This is a genomic window from Kosakonia sp. (assembly GCF_032052965.1).
Lineage (GTDB): Bacteria > Pseudomonadota > Gammaproteobacteria > Enterobacterales > Enterobacteriaceae > Kosakonia.
Genome location: NZ_DAMBVN010000001.1, coordinates 368,622 through 384,451 on the forward strand (window position 1 = coordinate 368,622; position 15,830 = coordinate 384,451).

General features: G+C 55.0%; 16 protein-coding genes. 10 read left to right on the forward strand and 6 right to left on the reverse strand.

What is annotated here, in order from left to right:
- The first annotated feature begins 48 nt into the window (after window positions 1-48).
- Window positions 49-945, forward strand: coding sequence for an O-acetylserine/cysteine exporter (gene eamA / locus RTX30_RS01810; RefSeq protein WP_312686237.1), 897 nt, complete (start codon window positions 49-51; stop codon window positions 943-945).
- Between the two features lie 30 nt (window positions 946-975).
- Here eamA and marB read toward each other — a convergent pair whose 3' ends face one another.
- The 3 genes from marB to marR are packed head-to-tail and all read right to left on the reverse strand — an operon-like array spanning window position 976 to window position 2,057.
- Window positions 976-1,191, reverse strand: coding sequence for a multiple antibiotic resistance protein MarB (gene marB, locus RTX30_RS01815; protein WP_312686239.1), 216 nt, complete (start codon window positions 1,189-1,191; stop codon window positions 976-978).
- Window positions 1,192-1,221: 30 nt separating this feature from the next.
- Window positions 1,222-1,605 (reverse strand): MDR efflux pump AcrAB transcriptional activator MarA, encoded by a 384-nt coding sequence (marA, locus tag RTX30_RS01820; protein WP_312686240.1) that lies wholly within the window; start codon window positions 1,603-1,605, stop codon window positions 1,222-1,224.
- Between the two features lie 17 nt (window positions 1,606-1,622).
- Window positions 1,623-2,057, reverse strand: coding sequence for a multiple antibiotic resistance transcriptional regulator MarR (gene marR / locus RTX30_RS01825; RefSeq protein ID WP_312686241.1), 435 nt, complete (start codon window positions 2,055-2,057; stop codon window positions 1,623-1,625).
- A gap of 244 nt (window positions 2,058-2,301) precedes the next feature.
- On the opposite strand from marR, the gene RTX30_RS01830 reads away from it, so the two are divergent.
- Both RTX30_RS01830 and RTX30_RS01835 read left to right on the forward strand, forming a co-directional pair.
- Window positions 2,302-2,976: a MarC family NAAT transporter gene (locus tag RTX30_RS01830; protein WP_312686244.1), complete on the forward strand. Its 675-nt coding sequence runs from the start codon at window positions 2,302-2,304 to the stop codon at window positions 2,974-2,976.
- Complete coding sequence (locus tag RTX30_RS01835; protein ID WP_312686245.1) at window positions 2,976-4,133, forward strand: alpha/beta fold hydrolase; 1,158 nt, start codon at window positions 2,976-2,978, stop codon at window positions 4,131-4,133. Before RTX30_RS01830 ends, RTX30_RS01835 begins: the two co-directional genes overlap by 1 nt.
- 4 nt (window positions 4,134-4,137) lie before the next feature.
- On the opposite strand, the gene RTX30_RS01840 is transcribed toward RTX30_RS01835, so the two are convergent.
- Window positions 4,138-5,340, reverse strand: a complete 1,203-nt coding sequence (locus RTX30_RS01840) for a sugar transporter (protein WP_312686246.1) — start codon at window positions 5,338-5,340, stop codon at window positions 4,138-4,140.
- Between the two features lie 1,014 nt (window positions 5,341-6,354).
- Between RTX30_RS01840 and RTX30_RS01845 the strand changes: the two genes are divergently transcribed.
- Window positions 6,355-7,155 (forward strand): PhzF family phenazine biosynthesis protein, encoded by an 801-nt coding sequence (locus RTX30_RS01845; RefSeq protein ID WP_312686247.1) that lies wholly within the window; start codon window positions 6,355-6,357, stop codon window positions 7,153-7,155.
- Window positions 7,156-7,165: 10 nt separating this feature from the next.
- On the opposite strand, the gene RTX30_RS01850 is transcribed toward RTX30_RS01845, so the two are convergent.
- A complete protein-coding gene (locus RTX30_RS01850; protein WP_312686248.1) occupies window positions 7,166-8,110 on the reverse strand; it encodes an L-lactate dehydrogenase in 945 nt (314 codons plus the stop codon).
- A gap of 151 nt (window positions 8,111-8,261) precedes the next feature.
- On the opposite strand from RTX30_RS01850, the gene RTX30_RS01855 reads away from it, so the two are divergent.
- Window positions 8,262-8,744: a GNAT family N-acetyltransferase gene (locus RTX30_RS01855; protein ID WP_312686251.1), complete on the forward strand. Its 483-nt coding sequence runs from the start codon at window positions 8,262-8,264 to the stop codon at window positions 8,742-8,744.
- Window positions 8,745-8,751: 7 nt separating this feature from the next.
- Here the strand turns inward: RTX30_RS01855 and ptrR are convergent, their stop codons facing one another.
- Entirely contained in the window at window positions 8,752-9,603 is an 852-nt protein-coding gene (ptrR, locus tag RTX30_RS01860) for a putrescine utilization regulator PtrR (protein ID WP_312686253.1), read from the reverse strand.
- 105 nt (window positions 9,604-9,708) lie between these two features.
- Here ptrR and sad point away from each other — a divergent pair, with 105 nt between their 5' ends.
- The 5 genes from sad to RTX30_RS01885 all read left to right on the forward strand — a co-directional run bounded on the left by sad (window position 9,709) and on the right by RTX30_RS01885 (window position 15,697).
- Window positions 9,709-11,097, forward strand: coding sequence for a succinate-semialdehyde dehydrogenase (gene sad, locus RTX30_RS01865; protein WP_312686255.1), 1,389 nt, complete (start codon window positions 9,709-9,711; stop codon window positions 11,095-11,097).
- 101 nt (window positions 11,098-11,198) lie between these two features.
- Window positions 11,199-12,788, forward strand: a complete 1,590-nt coding sequence (locus RTX30_RS01870; protein WP_312686257.1) for a methyl-accepting chemotaxis protein — start codon at window positions 11,199-11,201, stop codon at window positions 12,786-12,788.
- 63 nt (window positions 12,789-12,851) lie between these two features.
- The gene (gene glsB, locus RTX30_RS01875) at window positions 12,852-13,778 is read left to right on the forward strand and encodes a glutaminase B (protein ID WP_312686258.1); all 927 of its coding nucleotides are present in this window, start codon (window positions 12,852-12,854) and stop codon (window positions 13,776-13,778) included.
- Entirely contained in the window at window positions 13,778-14,140 is a 363-nt protein-coding gene (locus RTX30_RS01880; RefSeq protein ID WP_312686260.1) for a DUF4186 domain-containing protein, read from the forward strand. The genes glsB and RTX30_RS01880 overlap by 1 nt, the downstream gene beginning before the upstream one ends.
- Before the next feature lie 108 nt (window positions 14,141-14,248).
- On the forward strand, window positions 14,249-15,697 hold the full coding sequence (locus RTX30_RS01885) for a diguanylate cyclase (protein WP_312686262.1): 1,449 nt from the start codon (window positions 14,249-14,251) through the stop codon (window positions 15,695-15,697).
- Window positions 15,698-15,830 lie beyond the last annotated feature (133 nt).

Below are 15,830 nucleotides of genomic sequence, written 5' to 3' on the forward strand. Positions count from 1 at the left end.
CGTTAACGTAAATTTTTTACAAAATTTTAAACAACACAGGGGAGAAGCATGTCGCGTAAAGATGTCCTGCTGGCGATGCTGGTCGTGGTGGCGTGGGGACTCAATTTTGTGGTGATCAAAGTGGGTCTGCATAACATGCCCCCACTCCTGCTGGCCGGTTTACGCTTTGTACTGGTGGCTTTTCCGGCCCTGTTATTTGTGGCCAGGCCCAAAGTGCCGATGCGTTTGCTGCTCGGTTACGGTCTGACTATCAGTTTCGGGCAGTTTGCGTTTTTGTTCTGCGCCATCAAATTCGGCATGCCTGCCGGGCTGGCATCGCTGGTGCTACAGGCGCAGGCCTTCTTCACCATCATTCTGGGTGCCGGGGTGTTTGGCGAGCGCTTACAGGCAAAACAGCTGGCCGGTATTTCGCTGGCAATTGTGGGCGTGCTGGTGCTGATTGAAGCCAGCCTGAGCGGTCAGCATGTGCCACTTCTGGGCTTTATGCTCACCCTGGCGGGCGCCTTTAGCTGGGCCTGCGGCAATATCTTCAACAAGAAAATTATGCAACACACCTCCCGGCCGGCGGTGATGTCGCTGGTCGTCTGGAGTGCGCTGGTGCCGGTTGTCCCGTTTATGGTGGCCTCTCTGGTGTTCGATGGCCCGGCGGTGATCCTGCAAAGTCTGGTCAGTATTGATGGCACTACGCTGTTGTCGCTGGTATATCTGGCGTTTATTGCCACCATTCTTGGCTACGGTATTTGGGGCACACTGCTGGGGCGTTACGAAACCTGGCGTGTCGCGCCGCTGTCGCTTCTGGTGCCGGTGGTTGGCATGGCCAGTGCAGCGGTACTGCTTGGTGAGACGCTCTCTGTGCTGCAACTGATTGGGGCGGTGTTAGTGATGGCAGGGCTGTATATTAATGTCTTTGGTTTTCGTCTGCGCCGGGCGGTACAGGCAGGATAAAAAAGCCCCGCACGAAGCGGGGCTACACGATTAGCCGCGCTGATTGTAGTAAGGCACGCCTAATTCGTCGGATTTGTCGCTTCCCGCGCCCATATGATTAAAGTCATACGGAGAGGTTTGCTGGGCGCTGGGTAAAATCATCACATTGCGCGCATTTTGTTGCGCCGGATGACTGAACTGCTCCGCATAACTCTGGCCGGATACCAGCACCATCAGGGTGACGGCGGCACAGGCAATACGTTTCATACTTTCCTCGATACGTCTTAAAACAGGCGATTAGCAAATACAGTGATTGAGTGGCAGTAAATACCGGGATTCTGCAGGCATATCCGTCACCCGGAACTTATGCGGTGGCACGTCAAAATAGTTCTTAAACGTGCGGGTCAGGGTTTGTTGCGATTCAAACCCATAACGTTCCGCCAGATACAGGATCGGTTCGTTGCTCTCCTTGAGCTTTTGTGCAATTTCCGTCAGCTTGCGGCTGCGAATGTATTGACCCAGCGAATGACCAGTCTCTTTTTTAAACATCCGTTGCAGGTGCCACTTAGAATAGCCTGAACGTTCTGACACCTTTTCCAGCGACAGCGGCGACTCCAGGTTATCCTCGATCCAGTCCAAAATGCTATGAATAGTAATAGCGTCAGTATTGCGTCTGGACATCGTCATACCTCTTTGTTTTACGGCAAGATCTTCTTAAGCAAATGCTCAAGCGTTGCCACTTCTTCTACCGTTAAGTTTTTAGTTAATTCCTGATGCAGGTTCTGCCCGAGCAGTTGATGACATTGCTCACAAAGCGCGGCGCCCTCGGCAGTTAACTGCACCAGCACGCCGCGCTTGTCATTAGGGTTCGGGTTACGCTCGATCCAGCCTTTGCATACCAGTCTGTCCAGCATGCGAGTCAGGGCGCCGAGATCGACAGAAAGTACTTTCTTCAATTCCACCGGGGTGATGCAGACCTGGCAGCGGATAGAGCACAACACCTTAAATTGGGTGGCGGTGATATCCAGCGGCGACAGATAGTCGTTCAGTAAACGATCTTTTTTTTGGTTAACCATGTGGATCAAGCGGCCTAAAGGAATGATGTCGTTAAATAGATCATTCGTGCTTTTCACAATGGTTGCCCCGGCAAGTAGATTAGTCACGGCAGATATTATTGCTCAGGCAAATATAAGTCAACCCGATGAATTGACCGATGCCACTATTTGCTAAAACGGTTCATCTTTTTAAAAAATAACTGGCGTAAATAATTGAGTGCGCAGACTTTTCCGTAACGTGATGATGTCGCGGGTCTGCTTTTCACGTTGCGTTGCGGCTATACTGCTGAGGTTTTGGCCCTTACAAGGAGTGATGTTCACCATGCTGGAATTGTTGAAAGCGATTGGTCTCGGTCTGGTGGTTTTGCTGCCGCTGGCGAACCCGTTAACTACCGTGGCGCTGTTTTTAGGGCTGGCGGGGAACATGAACAGCGCGCAGCGTAATCAGCAAGCGCGAATGGCCGCCGTGTATGTCTTTGCCATTATGATCGTTGCCTGGTACGCCGGGCAGCTCGTGATGAACACCTTCGGCATTTCGATTCCTGGCCTGCGTATAGCCGGTGGGCTGATTGTGGCTTTTATTGGTTTTCGGATGTTGTTCCCGCCGCAAAAACCGCACGAGTCGCCGGAAGTGAAGACCAAATCCGCAGAGCTGGACGAGGAGCCAGGGGCAAACATTGCTTTTGTGCCGTTGGCGATGCCGAGCACGGCCGGGCCGGGCACCATTGCCATGATCATCAGTTCCGCCTCGACCATCCGTCATGGGGCTGAGTTTCCGGACTGGGTAGTAACACTTGCGCCGCCGCTGGTCTTTGCCGCGGTTGCCATCATCCTCTGGGCCAGCTTGCGCAGTTCCGGTGCCATTATGCGGCTGGTGGGTAAAGGCGGCATTGAAGCGATCTCCCGGCTGATGGGGTTTCTGCTGGTCTGCATGGGCGTGCAATTTATGATTAACGGCGTGCTGGAAATCATCACCACCTTTCCTGCAGGGGCCTGATGGGAACGCGTTTCGCCGTTGTCATTATGGCGCTCTGCTGGCTGGTGGGGTGCCAGCAACGATCGGGGGATACGCCGCCGCTGGGGCAAAAGACGTTTGCCCGCTATCAACAGCAGACGCGGGCGTATGTAGCCGCGCATCGCGCATTCCAGACGCTGGATAAAAATGCCGAATTAGCGCTAAACATACCGCAAGAGTGGCGACCGGCAACCCCAACTCGCCGGGGCATTTTGTTGATCCATGGTTTGGGTGACGGGCCGGGTTCGTTTGTTGATATTGCGCCGCAACTGGTGAAGCAGGGGTTTCTGGTGCGTACGGTCCTGCTCCCCGGGCACGGTACACGGCCCGCTGATCTGCTTACTGTTAGCGTGGAACAGTGGCGTGAAGTGGTGCAGGAGCAAGCCGATATACTTGGCAAAGAGGTTGATGCATTGTGGCTGGGTGGGTTTTCAACCGGTGGCAATCTGGCGCTGGATTACGCGATGGCGCACCCTAACAACGTGCAGGGCTTATTGCTGTTTTCCCCGGCGTTTAAATCCCGCACCCGTTACGACTTCCTGGCGCCAGCGGTGGCGTTATTCCGCGACTGGCTGCGCCCGCCGGGTGCCATTTTTCCGCAGCAGATCGCCACGCGGTATCTACGGGTACCGATTAACGGTTATGCGCAGTTCTGGCATACGTCAGCACGCGCACGGCAATGGCTGGCGCAGAAAACCTGGGACAAACCGGCGTTGATGGTGCTGACGGAGCATGATTCAGTGCTGAACACCCGCTGGATCCTCGGCCAGTTTGCCCGGCATTTTACCCATCCCGCCAGCCGGGTTATCTGGTACGGTAAACCGCCCGCAGGCGCAGAGGGTGACAGACGCATTCTGGTCAGGCCCGACGCGTTGCCGGACGAACGCATCAGTCAGTTTTCTCATATGTCGGTGCTGTTCGCGCCGCAAAACCCACTGTATGGCCGTAAAGGAAGTGTGATGCTGTGCGCGAATGGCCAGCCAGAAGCCGCCGCCAGACGTTGCCTGGCCGGAGAAACGGTGTGGTATTCCGACTGGGGGCTGGTCGAGGCGGATAAAATTCACGCCCGCCTGACCTGGAATCCGTGGTTTGACTGGCAAACCGCGGTGATGGATTCGGTTATTTCACCGTCACAATGAGGGTTTACAGATGTCCGGCGCTGGTCTGCTCTTCCAGTTTTACTGGCCAGCGGCGGAAAATTACCACCGACCATACCAGCGCGGCCATCGCCGGCAGCGCACCGGCATAGCCAATCACATCCATTGACCAGTGCAGGCTGACCTGGTTTCCGACCAGCGCGCCAGCACCGATGCCGATATTGAAAATACCGGAGAACAGTGACATGGCAACGTCTGTTGCATCCGGTGCCAGCGCCAGTACTTTCACCTGCATCCCAAGGCCAATGACCATGATCGCGATGCCCCAGAACATGCTCAGCACCGCCAGATGTGTCTCGCTGCCGGACGCGGGCAGCATCAACACCAGCGAGGCGACCAGCAGTGCGATGGCACTACTGACCAGCCCGGAAGCATGTTTATTGCCCAGTTTGCCAAACAGTACGCTGCCGATAATCCCGGCACCGCCCAGCAACAGCAGCAGGACGGTCGCGAAGTTGGCGCTGAAACCGGCGACGTTTTGTACAAAGGGTTCAATATAGCTGTAAGCGGTGTAGTGGGCGGTTACCACCACCACGGTGAGTAAATAGATGCACAGTAATGCCGGGCGACGCATCAGCAGCGGCAGGCTTTTTAGCGAGCCGGAGTGTTCGCTGGGCAGCGGCGGCAGCAATTTCACCAGGCAAACCAGCGTGACCAGTGCGCCCATACCAATGGCAAAGAAAGTGGTGCGCCAGCCGAAGTATTGCCCGACTACGCGGCCAATAGGCAGCCCTAAAACCATCGCCAGGGCGGTGCCGGTGGCTAACAGGCTCAGCGCCTGTGCGCGTTTCCCCGCCGGGGCCAGGCGAATGGCGAGTGAGGCGGTAATCGACCAGAAAATGGCGTGCGCAAAGGCGATGCCGATACGGCTGATCACGAGGACGTTAAAATTCCAGGCGAGAAATGACAGCACATGGCTGGCAATAAAGAGTACGAACAACCCAATCAATAACTTACGACGCTCGATCTGGCTGGTCAGCAGCATAAACGGCAGGGACATCAGGGCGACGACCCACGCGTAAATGGTCAGCATGATCCCGACCTGCGGGGTATCCATGTCGAAACTCTGAGCAATGTCCGACAGTAAACCGACAGGCACGAATTCGGTGGTGTTAAAGATAAAAGCGGCAACGGCAAGCGTTACTACCCGTAGCCACGCAACTTTTCGTGAAACCGTATTCGTAGTCATAAACGTGTTTGGATGGGTTGGAAAAAGGAGAGGAAATGATCTTAATGCTTTTGTTGGCGAAAATACAACCATTTTGTGATCTGGATCGCATTCTGTGTTTGATGAAAGTTAATGCCGTTTGTACGTATGGTGTTGCGGTCTCGCATTGGAAATAGTCGTCTCTTAGGATGCGGAGTAAGCCTTTGTGTGGTTGCAACCGATTGTTAAACAGACTTTTTAAGTATTTATAATGGATGTCTTCGCCGGGTATTGAGCATCCATGCTAAACATAAGTACTATCAACCAAGACTATTCATTGCTTCACACCATAAATACAGCTGGTGTTGGAAACGAAGATAACAAAGTTTTTGCAAAAAGCTTATTCATATGGGCATTCCTCGTATTTATCATCTTCATCAGTTTCTTTTACAACAAATATGCACCAAAGATAACCAAACAGTCCCCATAGACATAAAACAGCAAGAACCCATAAAAGGCAGCTATAACCATCCATATTAATTCCTCGGACTGTATTTTTGACGGGCAAATTGCCAATAAATGTAACTTTTTAATGAAATAAAAAATAATTTATAATCATGATGTTATGGGGTTTTTTTATTTGTACTTTGAATGCAGGAAAACGCGGCGAGTTTCTTCCTTCATTCATTTGTACAGGAAATGCCACCCCATTTTGCTGACGGCCGTATCCTTCGATCGAATTTATTGCTAAGCCATCAGCAGGCTGAGGCGGTGTGAATACCGTAAAACTCAAGGTTGATCACGACATGCCTGTCTCTGTTTTACCTTATTGATGCTAATAATTGTTGCTTTAATTTAAATTGCTTTGCGGAATGCGTTTTGGTTACATTCGGAAGGAAAGGATGTAACAACAATGCAGCAACCGGGATAAATGCCGTAGCGGAACGTGGCAGGCCAGGCGCTCGGCGCGATTGGCAGCAAGCGTACCTGCTGGCACGTTGGCACCGGTGCCATGCTATCCAATAAGATGACAATAAAACCAGGGGCAGCAATAAAATGAAAAATGAGGTGATTGATTTTTATATGGTCGATGCGTTCAGCGACCATACCTTTGGCGGCAATGCTGCTGCTGTCTGCCCGTTAACGGAGTGGCTACCGGATGAGGTTCTGCTGCGTATGGCGCAGCAACACAATCAGTCCGAAACGGCGTTTTTTGTGCGTAACGACAGCGGGTTCGAATTGCGCTGGTTCACCACCCTGGATGAAATTAATCTCTGCGGTCATGCAACCCTTGCCGCTGCACACATTATTTTTGAGTATCTTGATTACCCGCATACCGAGATTCGCTTTACCACCCGTTATGTGGGTGAATTGCGCGTGAGCCGTAATGGGGACTGGTTGACGCTCGATTTCCCGGCCTGGTCTACGGAGGCCGTGAGCAACCCACCTGAACTCTTGTTTACCACGCTGGGCATTGACGCTGCGAAAGAAGTGCGCGTCGGGCGTGACTATCTGGTGGTGCTCGAAAATCAGGCCCAGGTGGAAGCGCTGCTGCCAGATATTACCGGGATGATCCCGCTGGACAAGATGGTGTGTGTTACCTCGCCGGGTAATGATATTGACTTTGTCAGCCGTTTCTTTTGCCCTGGCGAAGCGGTTGCTGAAGATCCCGTCACTGGCTCTGCGCACAGTATGTTGATCCCGTACTGGGGCGAAAAGTTGGGTAAACAGCGCATGCAGGCGCGGCAGGTTTCCGCCCGCGGCGGCGATTTGCGCTGTGAGTGGCAGGGCGATCGCGTGCTGATTGGCGGCCAGGCAACGCTGTATCTGATGGGAAGAGTGTTTTTACGTTCATAACCCTGCGCCATCAGGGCAGACGGGCAATATTCGCTTTAATCACGCCGACAGAGTGGTGAAATTTCGCCACTTCGTCACTGGCCAGTTGTAACTCAATAATCTGCTGCACACCGTTTTGTGCCAGCACGGCTGGCACCCCTATCGCCACCTCATTTACCCCATATTCCCCGTCGAGAATGCAGGAGATTGCCAGCGCGCGGTGGCTGCCGGTAAAAATATTGCGGCAAATCTCGGCAATGGTCCCGGCGATGCCATATTCGGTACAGCCTTTTCGGGCATAAATTTCAAAACCGTGGCGACGCACCTGATCGGCCAGCGCATCCACATCCAGCCGCTGGCCGGTTTTACGTTGATAAACGTCCGCGATGGGCGAGCCGTACACCGAAGAGTGCGACCACACCGGGAACTGCGTGTCGCCGTGCTCGCCAAGAATAAACGCATCAATACTCTGCGCGCCGATGTCGAGAGACTGCGCCAGCGCCCTGCGTAAGCGGGTGGTGTCCAGCCAGACCCCCGTACCAATGACCTGCTGACGCGGCAGGCCGGAGAGTTTCCAGACTTGCCAGGTGATAATGTCGCAAGGGTTGGTCGCCACCAGGAAGATCCCATTGAAACCGTTCGCCATCATCGTAGGGACGATATTTTTCACAATGCGTGCGGTATTGGTCAGCTCATCAAGTCGGGTCTGCCCCGCCTGCAATGGGCCGCCGGATACGGTGATCACGGCGATATCGACATCGGCACAGTTGTCTACAGTGCGGGTGGAAATAGTCATCATGCCTGGCATGTATGCAGCCGCATCTGCCAGATCCTGGGCATGACCCTCAACCCGTTGTTTGTCGAGGTCGACGAGGATCAGCTCTTCGCAGATGGTCTGGTTGAGCAGGGCGTAGGCGGCGGAGGCCCCCACGTTACCCGTGCCAATAATCATCACTTTGCGGGCTTTGGTATTCATGCAGATTCCGTTATCAGGGTGAGCTCTGCGCGTAAGGTACCGCCTGTGCTGACGTAAGCGCAACGGTGAGCCTGATCTATTGGTAAATCGTATGACGTGCGCACGGTTGCCCACGGTTACTTTAACAAAAGGATAACAATAAGGAGCCCCTATGTACCATATTGCTGAGGCCACGGCTGACCAACCCGAGATCATTGCCCTGATTGCCGCGCTGGACAGCTACCAGAGCGCGCTTTATCCGGCAGAGAGCAACCACCTGCTTGACCTGGCTGCGTTGCCACCGGCAAGCCTGATCCTGCGTAAAATTGTGCACAGCGACGGCGGGGCTGTCGGCTGCGGCGCAGTGGTACTGAACAGTGACGGCAGTGGAGAGATGAAACGGGTATTTATCGACCCTGCTCACCGTGGGCAGCAACTGGGCGAGAGGCTGATCGCGGCGCTGGAGCGGGCGGCGCATGACCGTTTTTGCCATACGCTGCGCCTTGAAACCGGCATCAGGCAACTGTCGGCGATCAAATTGTATGAACGTTGTGGCTACCAGACATGCCCGGCTTTTGCACCGTACCAGGACGATCCGTTAAGCCTGTTTATGGAAAAGAGCCTGGTCGCCGATCTGCGTTTAGCGATGCAGTAAACCGCCATCAGGCCAGCAGTTCGATAAATGCCTCAAGGTGGCGTGTTTTTGCGCCGCGTCGCCACACCAGCCAGGTGGTCAGCCAGCGCCAGTTCTCTGCCAGCGGCCAGGCTTCAACCTGATGATGACCGGGCATACTTTCCAGCATACTGCGCGGGATCAGTGCCAGTCCGGCCCCGGCAATCACACAGGCCAGCATGCCGTGGTAGGACTCCATCTCATGAATTTTACCCGGCGTTGCGCGATCGGCATGAAACCAGCTTTCGAAATGGCGGCGATACGAGCAGTTAGCGCGAAAGGCATAAATACTGGCACCATTCACCTGTGCGGCACGTTCAATCGCTTCATGCCCGTGTGGCGCGACAATCATCATCTCTTCGCGGTACACCGGGATCCCTTCCAGACCGGGGTGCATAATCGGGCCGTCAACGAAGGCTGCGCTGAGCCGCCCGTCAATCACGCCATCGATCATCGTACCGGAGGGGCCAGTGGCGAGATCGAACTGAATACGTGGGTAACGTTGATTGTAACGCGCCAGCGCCGCCGGAATGCGCACCGCCGCAGTGCTCTCCAGCGCGCCAAGGGAAAACAGCCCTTGCGGTTCGTCACCTGCGACCACCATGCGCGCTTCATCCACCAGCGCGAGGATTTGCTGGCTATAACGCAAAAAGCGGTGTCCCGCCGGGGAGAGCCGTAAGCGCTGATTTTCGCGGATAAACAGATCGACGCCGAGATCGGCCTCCAGTTGGCGAATACGGGTTGTCAGGTTCGACGGCACGCGATGCACTTTCTGCGCCGCCTGCGTAATACTGCCGGTCTGCGCCACGGCGTTGAACATTTCAAGTTGGGTTAAATCCATTTCATTCTCGAATTGTGAATGGTGAGATTAATATTATTCATTTTTAAGAAATAGCAAATTCCGGCACTCTGATGCAAGTCCTGAACACTTTTGAGGAGCACTACGATGTCTGCGACCCCGACAACCCATGCGATTTCTGTCAACCCGGCCACCGGCGAAACCCTCGGCGCGACACCGTGGGCCACCCGCGAAACGGTGGATTCGGCGCTGGAGATGGCTGCCCGTGGCTACCGCCAGTGGCGTTTGCTCAGCGTGACGACCCGGGCGCAAAAACTGCGCGATCTGGGGGCAGTACTGCGCGAACGCGGTGAAGAGATGGCCCGCATGATCAGTGATGAGATGGGAAAACCGATTCTGCAGGCCCGCGCGGAAGTGAACAAATCGGCAGATTTATGCGACTGGTACGCAGAGCACGGCCCGGCAATGCTGAGCAGCGAACCGACACGCGTTCCCAACAACCAGGCGACCATTGAATACCGTCCGCTGGGGCCAATCCTTGCAGTGATGCCGTGGAACTTCCCGTTGTGGCAGGTTTTACGTGGCGCGGTACCGATTTTACTGGCGGGTAACAGTTATCTCCTGAAACACGCGCCGAACGTACTCGGATGTGCTGCTTTGATCAGTGACATCTTTACCCAGGCCGCTTTCCCGCAGGGAGTGTTGGGTTGGGTGAACGCCACCAATGAAGGTGTTAGCCAGGCGATCAACGATCCGCGAATTGCAGCCGTCACCGTAACAGGCAGCGTGCGCGCTGGCGCTGCTATTGGTGCACAGGCCGGGGCGGCGCTGAAAAAATGCGTGCTGGAACTGGGCGGTTCCGATCCGTTCATCGTGCTGAACGATGCCGATCTTGATTTGGCAGTGAAAGCGGCCGTTGCCGGGCGTTACCAGAACACCGGGCAGGTTTGCGCAGCCGCCAAACGCTTTATTGTGGAAGCCGACGTAGCACAGGCTTTTACTGACAAGTTCGTTGCAGCGGCTGCTGCGCTGAAGCAGGGCGCGCCGGACAACGAAGACAACGATCTTGGACCGATGGCGCGCTTCGATTTACGCGATGAGCTGCATGCTCAGGTGCAGGCCACGCTTCAACAGGGCGCGACACTGGCGCTGGGCGGCGAAAAAGTGCCAGGCGCAGGCAATTACTACCCGGCCACGGTGCTGACGGGCGTCACGCCGGAGATGACAGCCTTCCGCCAGGAGCTGTTTGGCCCGGTTGCGGCCATTACCACCGCGCGCGATGCGGAGCATGCGCTGCAGTTAGCCAATGACAGTGATTTCGGCCTCTCTGCCACCCTTTTCACCGCCGATTATGCGCTGGCGGAGGATATTGCCCAACGGCTGGAGTGCGGCGGCGTATTTATCAACGGCTATAGCGCCAGCGATGCGCGCGTTGCCTTTGGTGGGGTGAAGAAAAGCGGTTTTGGCCGCGAACTGTCGCACTTTGGGCTGCATGAATTCTGTAACGTGCAAACCGTGTGGAAAGATAGGCGATAAACCCGAGCGCGCCCGGACAGGGCGCGCTGCTCCCTGCTGTCATGGGGCTGTCATGATCCTTTTGTAGACTCGCGGTAACGTTGTGGTTATAGAAGAATATCATGAACTTAATGCAAATTTTTCGCCGTATGCTTCGGCGCGTCTCACCCCGGCAATTTGGTCTGTTGGCCGGTATCTTCTGCATCATCGGGCTTTTCTCAGCCTTACAAATTACCTCCTCGATCGTCCTCTCCGCCTCGTTACGCAGCGCACAATATAATGAACAGCTTAACCAGCGAGCGCACTTGCAGCAGGTTCGGGTTGATGAAGCCCGCGTCGCGTTGCTCACCGCCAGCGATTTGCTCAACCGGGCAGGGGTCTATTTTATGCAGGATAAAGAAACGGGCTCCGAAGGGAGCTGGCATAGCCTGATGGACGAGACGCGTAACGCCCTGGCAGCGTCGCAAAAAGCCTGGCTGGCGTGGCTGGCGCTTAATCCAGCGAAAGACGAGGCGCTGATCAACAGCTACCAACTGTTTTATGGCGCGCTGAAAGAGCAGGCAGATGGGCTGGCTTCGACGCAGTCGATCGACGCCTTCTTCGCTGTACCGGCGCAGGCATTCCAGGCGGACTTCAACGAGAATTACGCCCGTTTTCAGCAGGCGAGTGAAAGCCGGGCTGAAGAGGGACGCCAGGCGCTGATGGCGAACCTGGCGCAACTCCAGCATGTCTTTGTGCTGGTGCCACTGTTGCTGGTGGTGATTGCGGTACTGGTCTGGTTCGCCATGTCACGTTGGGTGATCATCCCTTTGCGCCGTTTGCTTGCGCACATCAACATTCTTGCGGCGGGCGATCTCGGTACGCCGCTGCCGCCGGTATCCCGTTTTAATCGCGAAGTCGGTCAGCTCAGCCTGAGCATTCACACTATGCAACAAGGGCTGCAACAGTTGGTCATGGAGGTCAGCGATGCGACATCCTCAATGGTCAGTACCATCGGACACCTGGCGCAAGGCAACCAGCTTCTTTACCAGCAGTCGGCTAAACAGGCGCAGGAGCTGACCGATGTTACCGAGCATATCGCGACGCTGGAGTCGTACGTGGAAGGCAGCACCGGGTTTGCCCAGCAGGCGCGCCAGCAGGCGGATGAAGCGCAGAAAGTCGCTGCTGGTGGCGATCGCATGATGGACACCGTTAACCAGTCAATGCGTGAAATCGTCGAACGTTCGGCGGAGATGCGTAACATTGTCGATATGATCGATGGCGTGGCCTTCCAGACCAATATACTGGCGCTGAATGCGGCGATCGAAGCCGCACATGCGGGCAACCATGGCCGTGGCTTCGCCGTGGTGGCGAAAGAGGTCGGACTGCTGGCGCGTAAAAGTAGCCACTCCACCCAAACCATTCAGCAACTGATTAACCATTCATTACAAGGGATTAACGACGGTACGCAGGCGGTGAGTCGACTGGAGAATAACCTGCAACACGTGACCGGTCTGGTAGGGCACTTAAGCGCGGTACTGAATGAGATCTCTGCCGCCACCCTCAGCCAGGGGGAAAGCATCCATCAGATGACCCGCCGTTTACATGCGCTAAACAGCGTGGCCAGCCGGACGGGCGAGCTGGTTTCGACGGCCACCGAAGCCTCTGAGCGGCTGCACCATGACTCGCATCAACTGATGCAGGCTGTTGCGCGTTTTCGCCTTCCTGCCTGACGCAATATCGCCGTCTCTGTTATACTCGCAGGCCATTTTTGGCCTGTGGGCAAAGGGGTTGGTGTGGCAACGGCAATGGAAAATGAAGTACTGGATGCGGTACTGGCAGAGGTGCGTCCACTTCTGGGGCAGGGCAAGGTCGCCGATTATATTCCCGCGCTGGCGACGGTTAGTGGTAACAAGCTTGGCATCGCCATCAGTACGGTGAAGGGGGAGCATTTCCAGGCGGGTGACGCGCATGAGCGTTTCTCTATTCAGTCCATCTCGAAAGTGCTCAGCCTCGTGGTCGCCATGAACCACTACGCCGAAGACGAGATCTGGCAGCGGGTCGGCAAGGATCCTTCCGGTCAGCCTTTTAACTCCTTATTACAGCTGGAAATTGAGCAGGGCAAACCGCGCAACCCGTTTATTAACGCCGGTGCGCTGGTCGTGTGCGATATGTTGCAAAGCCGCCTGAGTGCGCCGCGCCAGCGCATGCTGGAGATTGTGCGTAAACTTTCTGGCGTCAGCGACATTGCCTATGATGGGGTGGTCGCCCGCTCTGAATTTGAACACTCAGCCCGTAATGCCGCGATTGCCTGGTTAATGAAATCCTTCGGTAACTTCCATAACGATGTCGCCACCGTTTTGCAGAATTATTTTCACTACTGCGCCCTCAAAATGAGCTGCGTCGAACTGGCGCAAACCTTCCTCTTTCTCGCTCATGGCGGCCATGCGGCGCATGTTGAAACGCCGATGGTTTCGCCAATGCAGGCCCGGCAAATCAATGCCTTAATGGCCACAAGTGGTATGTACCAGAACGCCGGGGAGTTCGCCTGGCGAGTGGGCTTACCAGCGAAGTCTGGCGTCGGCGGCGGCATTGTAGCCATTGTCCCGCAGGAGATGGCGATTGCCGTCTGGAGCCCGGAACTGGATGATGCAGGCAATTCGCTGGCGGGCGTGGCGGCGCTGGAAACCTTAACGAAAAAACTGGGGCGATCGGTGTACTGATGACGGATCTTGCGCCGCTGTTTGCGCGCCTGTCGCGCTCAACATTTCGTTCACGTTTTCGCCTTGGCCCGAAGGAGCGGCAGTACTGCCTGGACAAAGGTGCCGGGGTGATTGCTGACCACGCTGCCGATTTTGTCGCGCAGCGTCTGGCGCCAGCCGAGCCGCACAACGATGGCAAACAGACCCCCATGCGCGGGCACCCGGTTTTTATTGCCCAGCATGCCACCGCCACCTGCTGCCGCGGCTGCCTGGCGAAGTGGCACCATATTCCTGCTGGAAATCCATTAACACAAACTCAACAACAGTATATTGTTGAGGTGATTTACCACTGGCTGGTCGTACAAATGAATTCGCCCCGCTGAATCAGGTTGCGCATCGCCGCGCCCTGAAGGGTAAGCATGCTAAACTTTACGCAAATTCATGCGTTTTGTCGGCCAAACTACAGTGTTAGTGCTATGGATTAAAATGTAATGCGATCTTTTTTTACAACCCCTTTTCGCGCATTTCGGGAAGACACGCCGTTGAATAATGCGGCGATGATTTTTATCCTGACCACGCTGTTTTATATACTGGGCGCCATGATGCGTCTGGTAGAAGAGCTTTCGCTTTTTTGGCCGCTCAATGCCGTTATGGCGGGGGTATTCGCCCGGCATGCGTTCCTGCATCGCTGGCATTATTACCTGATTAGCTATGCGGCGATGTTGCTCTACGATGCGATTACCACCCACTGGGGTATGGCTTCGCTGATCATCAACTTTTCCAATATGGTGTTTATTGTCACCATGGTGCATTTGATCACCTGGGAGCACAGCCACAAGCTGAAAACGCCGGAACCGGTAAACGCACTCAAACTCTTTGGTTATTGCTTTTTGGCAGCGCTGCTGTGCGCCTTTTTTGGCGCAGTGGGTTCGGTGGGCATTAATGGTCAGGGATTTGTCTTATTGGTGGCGGACTGGTTCAGCGAGCAGTTTTCCACCGGGGTGTTGATCCTGCCGTTTATGCTGACCATGACACGCCTGCACACGCCATTGCCATTTAAAGTGCAACAGGTCATTCCGCTGCTGGCAGTCGGAGTTTCGGTTCTCGCTTCGGTGGGGATTGGCGGTGCGGGCAGTCTTGCGTTCCCATTGCCAGCGCTGATCTGGTGTGCGGTCCGCTATCCACTACCCTTGACCTGCCTGGTGACAATGCTGACCGGAGGGGTAGAAATCATGCTGGTGGCCAAAGGGGCTATCAATATTTTCCTCGCCTCGCCGGTCGAGATGCCGCATATGTTTTCCGCCCGATTGGGCATTGCGACCATGGCAATTTGCCCGGTAATAGTTTCCGTCAGCGTGGAGGCAATAAACCGGTTGATCCGCCAGGTGTCGCTGCGCGCTGATTTCGATTTTCTGACCCGCGTCTATTCCCGTTCCGGTTTGTATGAAGCGCTGAATCACGATAACAAGCGTTTTGTCGACAAGCATGTCACGGTGATGCTGATGGATATCGATTATTTTAAAAGCGTGAATGATAACTACGGCCACGAATGCGGCGATAAGGTGCTAACCTCTTTCGCGCAAAAAGTGCTTGAAGTGCTGGGCGAACGGGGCATCGTGGCGCGTATGGGCGGTGAGGAATTCGTGGTGGTGGCGACCACTGCCGATCCGGAAGAGGGCTTTAAGCTGGCGGAATCGGTACGCAAATCGGTCGAAAGTTATGCGTTTAAATGGCGGCACCAGACGCTGCGCCTGACAGTCAGCATTGGCCTGAGTAACGGAAAAACGGAAGCCTGGGCGTTGACGGAGATGTTCAACGAGCTGCTGGCCGAGGCCGATGAAAACCTCTACCGCTCGAAAAAAATGGGGCGTAATTGCACCACTTCAAGCAAAAATATTGTCTTTGCCGACGCTGCCTCGCAGCACTCTGCCGGAGGATAAGCGCGCGTTGTAACCTGGTCTGCTGACGATAGAAGCAATCAGTATTGCCGGGTTATTAAATTGCTTGCTACTGATTTTTAAGGCCAATACTATGGCTGGCTGTACGTAGCGGGAAGATAACGCAGCATGACTG

Bases quoted from the DNA above. Each gene is read 5' to 3' on its own strand.
- eamA (WP_312686237.1), top strand. From the start codon at position 49: ATGTCGCGTAAAGATGTCCTGCTGGCGATGCTGGTCGTGGTGGCGTGG.
- marB (WP_312686239.1), bottom strand. From the start codon at position 1,191: ATGAAACGTATTGCCTGTGCCGCCGTCACCCTGATGGTGCTGGTATCC.
- marA (WP_312686240.1), bottom strand. From the start codon at position 1,605: ATGTCCAGACGCAATACTGACGCTATTACTATTCATAGCATTTTGGAC.
- RTX30_RS01830 (WP_312686244.1), top strand. From the start codon at position 2,302: ATGCTGGAATTGTTGAAAGCGATTGGTCTCGGTCTGGTGGTTTTGCTG.
- RTX30_RS01835 (WP_312686245.1), top strand. From the start codon at position 2,976: ATGGGAACGCGTTTCGCCGTTGTCATTATGGCGCTCTGCTGGCTGGTG.
- RTX30_RS01840 (WP_312686246.1), bottom strand. From the start codon at position 5,340: ATGACTACGAATACGGTTTCACGAAAAGTTGCGTGGCTACGGGTAGTA.
- RTX30_RS01845 (WP_312686247.1), top strand. From the start codon at position 6,355: ATGAAAAATGAGGTGATTGATTTTTATATGGTCGATGCGTTCAGCGAC.
- RTX30_RS01850 (WP_312686248.1), bottom strand. From the start codon at position 8,110: ATGAATACCAAAGCCCGCAAAGTGATGATTATTGGCACGGGTAACGTG.
- RTX30_RS01855 (WP_312686251.1), top strand. From the start codon at position 8,262: ATGTACCATATTGCTGAGGCCACGGCTGACCAACCCGAGATCATTGCC.
- ptrR (WP_312686253.1), bottom strand. From the start codon at position 9,603: ATGGATTTAACCCAACTTGAAATGTTCAACGCCGTGGCGCAGACCGGC.
- sad (WP_312686255.1), top strand. From the start codon at position 9,709: ATGTCTGCGACCCCGACAACCCATGCGATTTCTGTCAACCCGGCCACC.
- RTX30_RS01870 (WP_312686257.1), top strand. From the start codon at position 11,199: ATGAACTTAATGCAAATTTTTCGCCGTATGCTTCGGCGCGTCTCACCC.
- RTX30_RS01880 (WP_312686260.1), top strand. From the start codon at position 13,778: ATGACGGATCTTGCGCCGCTGTTTGCGCGCCTGTCGCGCTCAACATTT.
- RTX30_RS01885 (WP_312686262.1), top strand. From the start codon at position 14,249: ATGCGATCTTTTTTTACAACCCCTTTTCGCGCATTTCGGGAAGACACG.